This is a genomic window from Roseibium sp. LAB1, from assembly GCF_054658235.1.
Genome location: NZ_BAAGIB010000001.1, coordinates 2,152,229 through 2,164,360, shown reverse-complemented (window position 1 = coordinate 2,164,360; position 12,132 = coordinate 2,152,229). Strand labels below are relative to the sequence as shown.

General features: G+C 58.6%; 8 protein-coding genes. All 8 read left to right on the top strand.

Going from position 1 to position 12,132, the window contains the following annotated elements:
- The first annotated feature begins 442 nt into the window (after positions 1-442).
- The 8 genes from ACYQ54_RS10055 (at position 443) to ACYQ54_RS10020 (ending at position 12,085) form a co-directional block, all read left to right on the top strand.
- Positions 443-1,831 (top strand): sigma-54-dependent transcriptional regulator, encoded by a 1,389-nt coding sequence (locus ACYQ54_RS10055; protein ID WP_460081625.1) that lies wholly within the window; start codon positions 443-445, stop codon positions 1,829-1,831.
- A 1-nt stretch (position 1,832) separates the two neighbouring features.
- Positions 1,833-3,845, top strand: a complete 2,013-nt coding sequence (locus ACYQ54_RS10050; protein WP_460081623.1) for a sensor histidine kinase — start codon at positions 1,833-1,835, stop codon at positions 3,843-3,845.
- Between the two features lie 375 nt (positions 3,846-4,220).
- On the top strand, positions 4,221-5,960 hold the full coding sequence (locus ACYQ54_RS10045) for an OFA family MFS transporter (RefSeq protein WP_460081620.1): 1,740 nt from the start codon (positions 4,221-4,223) through the stop codon (positions 5,958-5,960).
- Between the two features lie 469 nt (positions 5,961-6,429).
- Positions 6,430-7,446 (top strand): substrate-binding domain-containing protein, encoded by a 1,017-nt coding sequence (locus tag ACYQ54_RS10040; protein ID WP_460081617.1) that lies wholly within the window; start codon positions 6,430-6,432, stop codon positions 7,444-7,446.
- 113 nt (positions 7,447-7,559) lie between these two features.
- Positions 7,560-9,077: a sugar ABC transporter ATP-binding protein gene (locus tag ACYQ54_RS10035; RefSeq protein WP_460081615.1), complete on the top strand. Its 1,518-nt coding sequence runs from the start codon at positions 7,560-7,562 to the stop codon at positions 9,075-9,077.
- 92 nt (positions 9,078-9,169) lie between these two features.
- Entirely contained in the window at positions 9,170-10,093 is a 924-nt protein-coding gene (locus ACYQ54_RS10030; protein ID WP_460081723.1) for an ABC transporter permease, read from the top strand.
- 26 nt (positions 10,094-10,119) lie between these two features.
- Positions 10,120-11,100 (top strand): sugar-binding transcriptional regulator, encoded by a 981-nt coding sequence (locus ACYQ54_RS10025; RefSeq protein WP_460081613.1) that lies wholly within the window; start codon positions 10,120-10,122, stop codon positions 11,098-11,100.
- Positions 11,090-12,085 carry an aldo/keto reductase gene (locus ACYQ54_RS10020; RefSeq protein ID WP_460081611.1) on the top strand — a complete coding sequence of 332 codons (996 nt, stop codon included), beginning with the start codon at positions 11,090-11,092 and terminating at the stop codon, positions 12,083-12,085. The genes ACYQ54_RS10025 and ACYQ54_RS10020 overlap by 11 nt, the downstream gene beginning before the upstream one ends.
- The last annotated feature ends 47 nt before the right edge of the window (positions 12,086-12,132 follow it).

Genomic DNA, 12,132 nt, shown 5'->3' with positions numbered 1-12,132 from the left:
ACCTGAAGGTCGCAGGTTCAAATCCTGCTCCCGCAACCAAATTAAAAACCCCATCAGTAATCCTGGTGGGGTTTTTTTGTGGCATCTTGGCGACGTCGAGCCTGACATCCAACGGTCCACCCAAACGACGGCAATGCCACACGAAGAAGAGCAAAAACCAACCTAAGCATCACAACAAAACCAAAAAAGCCCCGCACAGATAACTGCAGGGCTTTTGGCGTCAAAGGCTCGCAAAAACGTCCAAACTCAATCTGTTATGGGTGACAACGCGACCAGGTCAGGACCTGAAACAGAAAAGGTTTTGTCCAATAGACGTCACGATTCCAATTAGTTGCTGTGTCAGGTGTGTCTCTGGAAGACATTGCATCCAGGAATATGCAATGCTTCGCGCCGGAGGACGGATCATGACAAAAGAACGGATGAAACTGCCGGGGGAGGACGCATGAAGAGCGGTGTTTCCGAACGTCCGGAAGAAACAGATCTGCAGCCGGAATTTGGTCCCTGGCTACCGCAGGCATCCATCCTGATCGTCGATGACGAACCGGGAATGCGAAACTTCCTGGTTCGTACACTTGAGCCTTATTGCAAGCGTATCGAGCAAGCGGCTGATACGGTTGAAGCCTCGGCTCTTCTAGATACCCATCACTACGACGTGGTCATCCTCGACAACATTATGCCTGGAAAGTCCGGTGTGGAATGGCTGGGTGAGCAACGCCGGATCGGATTTTTCGCCGATGCGATCCTGATGACGGCTTATGCTGACCTGGAAACGGCGATCCAGGCTTTGCGCGCCGGTGCTGTGGACTTCATCCTCAAGCCCTTCCGTTCCAATCAGCTGTTGAATGCGGTGGCCAGATGCCTGGACCGGGTTACGCTGATGCGGGAAAATCAGTTACTGCGCCATCAGTTGCAGGCAACCTCCGACCATCTGCTGCTGCGCGACAAGCTGATCGGCCATTCCCGTCAGATTGGCGAGATCCGCGAGACGATTTCCCGCGTGGCGCCACTGCCGACCTCCGTTCTGATAACCGGGGAGTCCGGCACCGGCAAGGAAGTCGCGGCGAGATCTCTTCATGATCTGTCGGACCGGGCAAACAAACCGTTTGTACCGGTCAACTGTGCCGCCATTCCCGGAGACATGATCGAAGCGGAGTTGTTCGGTCATCTCAAAGGTGCGTTTACCGGTGCTGGGTCCAGCCGCGATGGCCTGTTCATGCACGCGCATGGGGGAACGCTCTTTCTGGATGAGATCGGTGACCTGCCCATGGCGCTGCAAGGCAAACTGCTGAGAGCGATCGAGGACCGGAAGATCCGGCCGGTGGGTTCTGAACGGGAAATCCCGGTTGATCTCAGGTTTGTGTTCGCGACCAATGCCTATCTAGAACAAGCAGTTGAGGAAGGCCGATTTCGGGCCGATCTCTATTATCGGGTCAACGTTCTTCAGCTTGAAATGCCGCCTCTTCGCGAGCGCGGCGACGATATCCGCGAACTTGCAGCGCTATTCATGCAAAAGCTCTCCGTGCAGCTTGGAATGCCGCCTGTGCCGCTGACTGATGACGTCGTGTCCGGCCTTTTAGCCTATGAATGGCCCGGCAACGTTCGCGAGTTGCGCAATACCATCGAACGCACGTTGATCCTCGGCCGGTTTCCTGCGGAATTTCATAGTACACAAAGGCTATTGCTGCCTGTCGGGGAAACGCTGCAGGACATGGAAAAGCGTCACATCCTGACGGTGCTCGACGAAACCGGAGGCAATCGCGCCGAAGCAGCGCGGCGGCTCGGCGTTTCGCGCAAGACCATCGACAGGAAGTTGTCGGACTGGAAGGGCTGACGTGCAACGACGCCGGTTTGCGGGTAGCCGCCTGTCCGTCAGGGTCAGGCTTCTGGCCATTGCACTGTTGCCGACACTGGTGGTTCTGCCACTCTTTCTCGGCTGGGCGATGGTTCGCTGGAATGCGAAATTCGATTCCCTGCTGATCACGAAGGTCAATGGCGACCTCACCATTGCCCATCAGTACTTTTCGAGGATCCTGGAAAATACGGGCGAAAAAATCGATGCACTCGGGCAGTCGGCATCCTTTCGCGATATCGCTGACGGCGGGGACGCCGCCCTTCTGGCGGGATTGCTGGAGCGGCGACGAGAAGAGCTCGGGCTCGATTTTCTCTATATCGTGCGCAAGGGCGGGACTGTGGAGGCAGCTTCTCCAATGAGTGCCGTTCCACCGGTCTCCAGGAAATGGCCGGTAATCGAGACAGCGTTTGCGGGTTCTGCCGCTACCAGCGTCGATATCTTTGAAGCCGGCGATCTTGCGGCGATTTCTCCGAAGCTCGCTGACCGGGCCCGGCTGGATCTCGTTGAAACGCCAAATGCGGTGCCGACGGACAGGGCGGCGGAAACACGCGGCATGGTCGTTCATTCCGCGAGCCCGGTCACCGTACCGGGGGCAGCCACGGCAGCTTTGGTCGGGGGCATTCTGCTCAACCAAAACCTTGTTTTCATCGACACGATCAACGATCTTGTCTACCGGGAGGCGAGCCTTCCTGAAGGCAGTCAGGGCACCGCGACCCTGTTTCTGGAAGATGTCCGCGTCAGCACCAATGTGCGTCTGTTTGAAGACAAGCGCGCGCTCGGCACAAGGGTGTCTGCCGCTGTCCGCCAGAAGGTGCTGGGAGACGGGGAGGTCTGGCTGGACAGCGCTTTCGTCGTCAACGACTGGTACATCTCCGCCTATGAACCGATCACCGACAGTTTCGGCGAACGGGTGGGCATGCTTTATGTCGGATTTCTGGAAACGCCCTTCCGCGAAGCGAAACTGGCGACCCTCGTTGCGCTGCTGCTAGGCTTTCTCGTCGTAACCGCCGGCAGCGTGCCACTGTTCCTGGGATGGGCGCGAGGTGTCTTCAAGCCATTGGAAAAGATGACCGATACAATCACCAGTGTCGAACGGGGCGACCTCGGAGCACGGACGCGATCAGACGGCAGCGGCGACGAGATTGCCCGCGTTGCCCAGCATCTCGATCACCTTCTCGATCTGGTTCAGGAAAGCGACCGCCAGCTCAGGTCCTGGAACGAAGAGCTCAATAGCCGCGTCGAGGAACGCACCCATGACCTCAAGATGGCGAACAAGAGGTTGGAAGACACCACCAAGCAACTGATCATGTCGGAGAAACTCGCCGCCATTGGCGAGATCACCGCCGGCGTAGCCCACGAGATCAATAATCCGATTGCCGTGATCCAGGGCAATCTGGAAGTCCTGCGTATGTTGCTCGGTGAGCATGCCAAGGTTGCCAGCACGGAAATCCGGCTGATCGACGAACAGGTCGACCGCATCAACCAGATCGTCATGAAACTCCTGCAATTCGCCAAGCCAGACGAATACGCAGGCTACGCGGATCGGCATGCACCGGACGACGTGATTTCCGACTGTCTGCCACTGGTACGTCATCTCTTGCGCAGGACGGATATCGAGGTTGTCCGCGAGCCATCGGCCTCGCGTCAGGTGCTTATGAACCGGACGGAACTGCAGCAGGTTCTGATCAATCTGATCGTCAATGCCATTCATGCCATGCCAGCCGGCGGCAAGTTGACGATGAAGACCTGGGACACGGAAAAGGAAGGTGCCGAGGGCGTGACGATCGAGATTTCGGATACCGGCGTGGGTATGAGCGCGGAGGTAATCGCGCGGATCTTCGACCCGTTCTACACGACCAAGAGCCGTCAGGGGACAGGGCTGGGGCTCTCGATCACGCAGACGCTGGTCAGCCGCCAGGGCGGCGACATCAATGTGGAAAGCATCGAAGGGACGGGAACCGTTTTCACCATCTGGCTTCCGGAAGGTGCGTGACGGGCCTACTGGTCCGGCAACTCACATACGCCCCGTGACCTGCTGGACAGATTGTCCCTTGGGACAGGAAAACAACCTGTGAATGTGGACAAAATGTCCATCAGTATTTCTCTATTATATGTAACTATCTGAAATTTATAAGAAAATAAAATGGCACTGAACTTGCCATCTGGAATCCGCTGCCGGAAGGCGCGGGCCGGTTCAACCGAGCCTGCATGGTGGACCTGAAGCGGGAGGCTTCAACGGGTCCGCTCGACCGGGAGCGGGGCATCCGGCTTGTCTGGCCGGACCGGGGGAGAACATGGCAAGTCGGATAAGGACCGGTACCTTCCCGGAGGAATGCCCGACAACCGTGCATGGGAGGAGATTAAGTGCATGTTTGATCGGTTGAAAAAGGAACACATCGTCGCAGAGGACGGTTTTAACCGCTGGAAGGTTCCGCCAGCATCCATCGCCATCCATCTTTGCATCGGCTCCGTCTATGCCTGGAGCATCTTCAATCCGCCGCTGATCAAGCAGTTCGGTGTGGTGGCTGCCGCACCGGAGGATTGGAGCCTGTCTTCGGTTGTCTGGATCTTTTCCGTTGCCATCGTCTTCCTTGGTTTGGCCGCTGCCTTTGGCGGCAAATGGCTCGAGGAAGTCGGCCCGCGCATGGTGGGTGTCGTCGCCGCCATCTGCTGGGGCGGCGGTTTCATCATCGGTGGCTTCGGCATCATGACACACCAGTTGTGGCTGCTGTATCTCGGCTACGGCGTCATCGGCGGTTGCGGCCTCGGGCTTGGGTATGTGTCGCCTGTTTCAACCCTGATCCGATGGTTTCCGGATCGGCGCGGCATGGCAACCGGCATGGCCATCATGGGCTTTGGCGGCGGAGCGATGATCGCGACGCCGATCAAGGAATATCTGCTCGGCCTCTTTTACAGGGCACCGGAGTTCCTTGGCGCTGAAGGCGCTGTCGCTTTGGTCACCGAAGGCGGCAAGCGCTTCGCGGAGATCAACGGGCAGATGGTGGAAGTGGTCGTTGCAGGCGCCAAGCAGGTGGCGGCAGCACCCGTTCCGCTGCAGGAGGGGATCTATGTGGTGGGCACCGGCAACACCGGGGCCGCAGGCACATTCTTCACCCTCGGCATCGTCTATCTGATTGTGATGATCATCGCAGCCTTTTCCTACAGGGTTCCGCGGGAAGGCTGGCGCCCGGCCGGCTGGACGCCGCCGACGGCAGATGCCGCTTCGCGCAAGATGATCACTCACAACAATGTTCACATCGACCAGGCGCTCAAGACACCGCAATTCTACCTGCTGTGGATCGTGCTCTGTTTCAACGTGACTGCGGGGATCGGCGTGATCGGCGTCGCCAAGACCATGATGACCGAAATTTTCGGCACAACCCTGCCATTGATCGTGAATTCAGCCTTCGCGGCGACCTATGTCTTCATGATTTCGGTCTTCAACATGGTCGGACGTTTCTTCTGGGCCTCGACCTCAGACTTTATCGGGCGCAAGAATACCTATCATTGCTTCTTCGTGCTCGGCATCATCCTTTACCTGTCGATCCCGTTCGCCGCGCAGCAGGTGAGTATCAATCCGGCGGTGACCTGGCTCGTGATGTTCTATGCAGCCACCATGATCATCTTCACGATGTATGGTGGCGGTTTCGCGACCATCCCTGCGTATCTCGCCGATATTTTCGGTACCAAATATGTCGGCGGCATTCATGGGCGTCTGCTGACGGCCTGGAGCACGGCCGGTGTGCTTGGGCCCTTGGCGATCACCCAGTTGCGGAACTTGTCCTTGAACAGTGCGATCAAGGATCTTGCGGCCAAGGTGGATCCGGGTGCCTTTGCCGAGAAATTCGGCGCGGGTCTCGATCAACTCGACCAACTGGTTGCGGCGAAGACGGTGACGGTTGCCCGATTGATGGAAATTGCACCGACTGGCACGGTGGATCCGACGCCAAGCCTCTACAACACCACCATGTATGCCATGGCTGGGTTGCTGGTAATTGCGCTGTTCTCGAACTTGATGGTGAAGCCGGTGCATGACAGGCATCACATGGAGAGCGGGGCCGATGGCACCGGTCCACTACCAAGTGACGCGGAACCGGCGAAAGCCTGACCAGACAGAAACCGGCCCGGAAGCATCTGCTCCCGGGCCTTTTTCTTGTCTGAACGGCTAACAAGCCTGTTTCTGCACTGGAAGACCTGCTGCTTTCAGTTGGCGGAAGAAAATTCAAAAAATCGTTCTATGTCAGAGGCTTGAGGAAAATTGAACACAGGTTTCGCAGTCACTGTTTGCTTGCATCAAATGAAATAAATTTCAGAAAAAGAAATAAATACCAAATTTGTTTGACCCGTTTCCATGCCGTCCCTTATCCATGAACTCGCTGGGATAAAAACCAGTGATTGAAATTTCTTGCAGTCGCGGAATGTCTTCGACAGGCTGTGCAGCAAGACCGGGAGGAGCAGTGTCAGGCGACCTTGCGTTGAGAGGAACGCAGACGGGATGTCCTGACAATCTGAAATCAGTCAATCTTCGGTCACTCAGCCGCTTTCAGCCGGATGACCGTTGGTCCAGGGAGGAAACTATGGGCACTTCTATCTTCAAGGGAATACTGGCCTCGACCATGCTGTCGGCAGCTGTCCTGACCGCCGCTCCTGCAGCAGCGGACGGTTTGAAATGCGAGCCGGGTGAAACCTACATCATGAACGTGATGGTTTCCGGTCATCCTTACTGGGTTCCGGTCTACCAGGGCTTCAAGCAGGCGGCGTCCGCGTTCGGCTGCGAGACGATCTTTTCCGGCACGCCGGACTATGACATCACCAAGCAGATCGCGTCTTTCGAGCAGGACATGGTCAAGCAGCCGGCAGGCATTCTGCTGCACCCGATGCAGTCCGACCCATTCATCGAGCCGATCGACAGGGCTGTCGACAGCGGCACGGAGATCGTGACTTTCGCAGCGGATTCTCCGAAGTCCAAGCGCAGTGCCTATGTCACATCCGATAACCTTGCCGAAGCCAAGTTCGCGGCGGAAGAAATCGTCAAACAGGTTGGCGACAACGCGGAATATGCGGTTCTTGAAAACCCGGGTCAGTCGAACCATGACCTGCGCGTGACCGCGCTGATCGACTATATGGAAAAGAACTATCCGAACATGAAGCTGGTCGGCCGTCAGGCAACCAACCAGGACAGCAACGCTGCTTACCGCGCAACGGCGTCGATCCTGCAGGCCAACCCGAACCTCGCCGCGCTCTGGATCCCGGAAGCCGGATCGGCTGAAGGGGCTGTCGCAGCGGTGTTGGAGGCGGAAGCCAAGGTTCTGATCATGCATGCGGATGTCACGCCGACCACGCTGGAGCACATCAAGGCGGGCAACATCCACATGGCGCTGAACCCGAACCAGGGCATGCAGGGTTTCATGGGCTTCATGGCCGTGTTCCTGGCCGCGCATTCCGACGTGTTCGACCCGTTCAACGACTACAAGGTATCCGGCTACAATCCGGTGCAGATCCCCTACGTCGATAACGGCTTTGCCGTAATCACCAAGGAAAACGCCGACAGCTTCGATCTCAACGCCTACATGGAAGGCCGCGATCCGAGCTGATGAAAGATCCGGGGCTTTTATGAGCCCCGGTTGATCCGGCGGGCCGCCTGCAGCCGAACCGGCGGAGCAGGCAGCCCGCTCACTTCCGGAAGTGTGAGCAAAACGGCCTAGTCATGACTGACGACGTGATCCTGAAGATCTCCAATCTGTCGAAATCCTTCGGCCCGGTGCAGGCGCTCAAGGGGGTGGATTTCGAGCTGCGCAAGGGCGAGATCCACGCGCTTGCCGGAGAAAACGGTGCGGGTAAATCGACGCTGATGAACATCATCGACGGCATTTTGCAGCCGGACAGCGGAGAGATCAGCTTTGACGGCAAACCGGTCGTCATTTCGTCGCCCGCGATGGCACAGAAGCTCGGCATCGGGTTCGTTCATCAGGAGATTGCCCTGTGCCCCGATGTGACGGTTGCCGAAAACATCTTCATGGCAACGACCAATCTCAGTCGCTCGCTCCTGATGAATTATCGTACGCTTGAACAGAAAGCCGCCGAGGTGCTGGGCCAGCTTGGCGACATCGATCCGACGACACTCGTGCGGGATCTGTCGATTTCCCACCAGCAGCTCGTAGAGATTGCAAAGGCCCTGACGCTCGACTGCCGGGTGCTGATCCTGGACGAGCCGACAGCAGCGCTGACCGAGAAGGAGGCGCAGGTCCTTTTCAAGATCATGCGCCGTCTTGCGGACAAGGGTATCTCCATCATCTACATCTCCCATCGCATGGTCGAGATCTTCGACAATTGCGACCGGGTCTCCGTCTTTCGGGACGGCAATTACATCACCACCCGCACTGTCTCCGAGATCCAGCCCGACGACGTGGTGAATGCCATGGTTGGCCGGGTGATTGACGAGCTTTATCCGCGAAAGCAGTCGGAAAACGAACGGTCGGACGACATTATTCTGGATGTGCGAAACCTGAACGAACGCACCCGTTTCAAGGATGTCACGTTCCAGCTCCGCAAAGGGGAAATCCTTGGGATTGCCGGGCTGATCGGCGCCGGGCGCAGCGAGATCGTCAAGGGCATCTGCCGGCTGGAAGGCGACGTGACGGGCGAAGTTTCGCTCAACGGCCGCAAGCTGTCGCTGAAGACCTATCGGGACAGCATTTCCGAGGGCATCGTCTATCTCTCGGAAGACCGGAAGGGCGATGGCATTTTCCTCGACATGTCGATTGCGGCGAATGTTTCCGCCCTGAAGCCGGAACAGGTGGCCAATTCCTTCGGTCTGATCGCGGGAAGCCGGGAAGAGGCTCAGGCAGACACCCTTGGCAAGCGTCTCAATCTCAAATGCGGCGCGCTGTCGGATCCCGTCTCCTCGCTGTCCGGGGGCAACCAGCAAAAGGTCGCGATCGCCAAAATGCTGTCGGTCAATCCGAAACTGATCTTTCTGGATGAGCCGACACGTGGGGTCGATGTCGGCGCAAAGGCCGAGATCCACCGCATATTGCGCAATCTCGCCAGCAGCGGGGTCGGCATTCTGGTTATTTCGTCGGAGCTGCCGGAACTGATCGGCGTTTGCGATCGTGTGCTGGTCGTCCGGGAGGGACGGATCAGCGGCGAGGTCACGGGCAAGCAGATGACCGAAGAAAACATAATGCACCTGGCGTCCGTGGGCGCCCAGGCAACCATAAACTAATCGTGGGGGAAACCATGGAAGACGCCGTCTCCCTGACAGACGCGCCGAACGGCAAGCCGGCCGACGTATCGTTCATCCGCAGGCTGTTGCGCATGCGCGAAACGGGACTCGTCGCAATCATTCTCGTGCTGTTCATCGTGATGTCCTTCGCTTCGCCCTACTTCCTGACCTGGGTGAACATGCGTGCCATGGTCATGGCCTTTGCGGTGGAAGGCATTGTGGTGGTCGGCATGACCATCCTTCTGATTTCCGGCGGTATCGATCTCTCTGTCGGTTCGGTCACGGCCCTGGCCATGGTGATTGCCGGATGGCTGTTTCTGAACGGGGTCGATCCCTGGGTGGCGTCGGCGATCTCGATCGCCGCCTGCACGGCCATCGGGGCCTTTATGGGCTTCTTTGTCACGCGCGTCGGCCTGCATCATTTCATCGTGTCACTGGCGATCATGGTCATTGCCCGGGGGGCGTGTCTGCTCGGCACGGGCGGGCGTCCACTGGGTCTTTTCACCCTGCCGCCGGAATTCAAGTTCATCGGCCAGGGCTCCATCGGACCGATCCCGGTCGTGATCCTGCTCTTTCTTGTGGTGGTGATCGGGTTCGATTTCCTGCTGCGCCGCACGACCATGTTCCGGAAGGTGTTCTACACCGGCAGCAACGAGAAGGCGGCCGCCTATTCCGGCATCCGCACCAAGCGGGTGGTGTTCTTCACGACGACCCTTTGCTCTGCGCTGTGCGGCGTTGCCGGCATCATCTACATGGCCCGTTTCGGCTCGGCCCAGCCGACCTTCGGCATCGGCATGGAGCTGAACGTGATTGCGGCTGCCGTCATCGGCGGGGCGAGCCTCAAGGGTGGCTCGGGCACCATATTCGGGGCGATCCTGGGGGCAGTGCTGCTGTCGGTGGTCTCCAGTTCGCTCGCGCTTCTGGATGTCTCGGTCTACTGGCAGGATATCATCCGCGGATCGATCCTGCTGACGGCCGTCTCCATCGACCACTATCTCGTCAAGAAACGCGCCTGACCCGGCACCAGCGAAGAGGCAACCTGATGGCGGACAAGAAAAACGATATCGAGCTGATGCGCCAGATGCACACGGTCCTCGTGCTGCATTTCCTGGAAGGCAAGAAGCAGTCGGAAATCGCCGAACTTCTGAACCTGTCGACGTCCAAGGTGAACCGGCTGATCACCCAGGGCCGCAAGATGGGCATGATCAAGATCGATATCGAGAACCCGTTCCAGCGCCTGACGGACCTGGAGCATCTTCTGGAGCAGGCGACACCGCTTTCCAAGGCGCTGGTCACCTCGTCCGTTGAAGGCAGCCCCAACACGACCCTTAAACAGGTCGGGCTTGCTGCCGCAAACCACCTGGTGGAGACCATCCGCGATGGCGACATCATCGCCATCACAGGCGGCAAGGCGGTCGGCGCGGTGGTGCAGAACATCGAGACCGACCGGAAATTCGACGTCACCGTGGTGCCGCTGACCGGGGGCGTGCAGGGCAAGTACCACACGGACGTCAACCACCAGGCTAGCCTGATGGCCGAGAAGCTGGGTGGCACCGCACTGCAGTTGCATGCGCCGCTCTTTGCCGAAAGCCGGGAACAGCGCGACATGCTGATGGAAGTCGCTTCCATCCGCGAGGTTCTGGACCTGGCGCGGCAGGCAACGATTGCCCTTGTCGGCATCGGTTCCATCGCAACGCCCGGGTCAAGTTATTACGACCTTCATCCGATGCCGGAATCGGACCGTAAGATGCTGGTCGGCAGCGGCGTCAGTGCTGAATTCCTGGCCTACCTGATGCGGCAGGACGGGACGGTGGCCGATTATGCGCTCAATTCACGCCTGGTCGCACTGGCACCCGAAGAGCTGCGGCGCTTCAAGAGGGTCATCGGGGTTACTTCGGGCGACGAGAAGATCTGGCCGATCCGGGCTGTCCTCAACGGAAACTATCTGAATTCACTCATCTTGGACGAGGACACCGCAGGAGCGGTCCTCGCAACCATGGAAGGCAAACAGAATGTTGCATGAAATGCTGACACGCGAGATCGGACGTTCCAGCATCGAGGCGTCGGCTATCGGGCTCGGCACCTGGGCCATTGGCGGCTGGATGTGGGGGGGCACGGATGAGGCCAAGTCAATTTCCGCAATCCAGGCCTCCATCGACGAAGGCGTCAGCCTGATCGACACCGCGCCGGCATATGGCCAGGGGCTTTCGGAAGAGATCGTCGGCAAGGCCATCGCCGGCCGCCGCGACAAGGTGGTGCTGGCAAGCAAATGCGGTCTCGTCTGGCATACCCGGAAGGGCAATCATTTCTTCGATTACGACGGCAAGCCGGTTCACCGCTATCTCGGCAAGGATGGGATTGTCTACGAGGTCGAACAGAGCCTGAAACGGCTCGGCACCGATTACATCGATCACTACATCACCCACTGGCAGGACCCGACCACGCCGATTGCGGAAACCATGGAGGCGCTGGAGACCCTGAAAACCCAGGGCAAGATCCGCTCGATCGGTGCCAGCAACACGACCGTTGACGACGTGAAAGCCTATGTGGCTGCCGGGCAGCTGGATGCTATCCAGGAAGAGTATTCGATGATCAAGCGCGACATCGAGGAAACCCTTGTGCCGCTCTGTCTTCAGGAGAAGGTCTCGGTGCTGAGCTATTCGTCGCTCGCGCTTGGCCTTCTGACCGGCAAGATCGGCCCGGACCGGACCTTTGAAGGCGATGATCAGCGCAAGGACAATCCCCGGTTTTCGGTCGAAAACCGTCGCAAGGTGGCCAGCTTGATGGACGCCATCGCACCGATCGCGGACGCCCATGGCGCGACAAAGGCCCAGGTGGTGATTGCCTGGACGCTGCAGCAGCCGGGCATCACCTTCTCGCTCTGCGGGGCGCGTGATCCGGATCAGGCGCGGGAAAATGCAAAGGCAGGGCGTCTCAGGTTGTCCGGGGAGGAAATCGGGGCCATCGGCAATGCCGCCGCGACCCATCTGACAGACCTCGCGGCTTAAGAGACTTCGATAGTGAGATTGGAAAGGGCGCCGGACACCTGTCCGGC

What these genes read in the sequence shown, in the direction of transcription:
- ACYQ54_RS10045 (WP_460081620.1), top strand. Translation starts at nt 4,221, where the DNA reads ATGTTTGATCGGTTGAAAAAGGAACACATCGTCGCAGAGGACGGTTTT.
- ACYQ54_RS10040 (WP_460081617.1), top strand. Translation starts at nt 6,430, where the DNA reads ATGGGCACTTCTATCTTCAAGGGAATACTGGCCTCGACCATGCTGTCG.
- ACYQ54_RS10030 (WP_460081723.1), top strand. Translation starts at nt 9,170, where the DNA reads ATGCGCGAAACGGGACTCGTCGCAATCATTCTCGTGCTGTTCATCGTG.
- ACYQ54_RS10025 (WP_460081613.1), top strand. Translation starts at nt 10,120, where the DNA reads ATGGCGGACAAGAAAAACGATATCGAGCTGATGCGCCAGATGCACACG.
- ACYQ54_RS10020 (WP_460081611.1), top strand. Translation starts at nt 11,090, where the DNA reads ATGTTGCATGAAATGCTGACACGCGAGATCGGACGTTCCAGCATCGAG.
- ACYQ54_RS10035 (WP_460081615.1), top strand. Translation starts at nt 7,560, where the DNA reads ATGACTGACGACGTGATCCTGAAGATCTCCAATCTGTCGAAATCCTTC.
- ACYQ54_RS10055 (WP_460081625.1), top strand. Translation starts at nt 443, where the DNA reads ATGAAGAGCGGTGTTTCCGAACGTCCGGAAGAAACAGATCTGCAGCCG.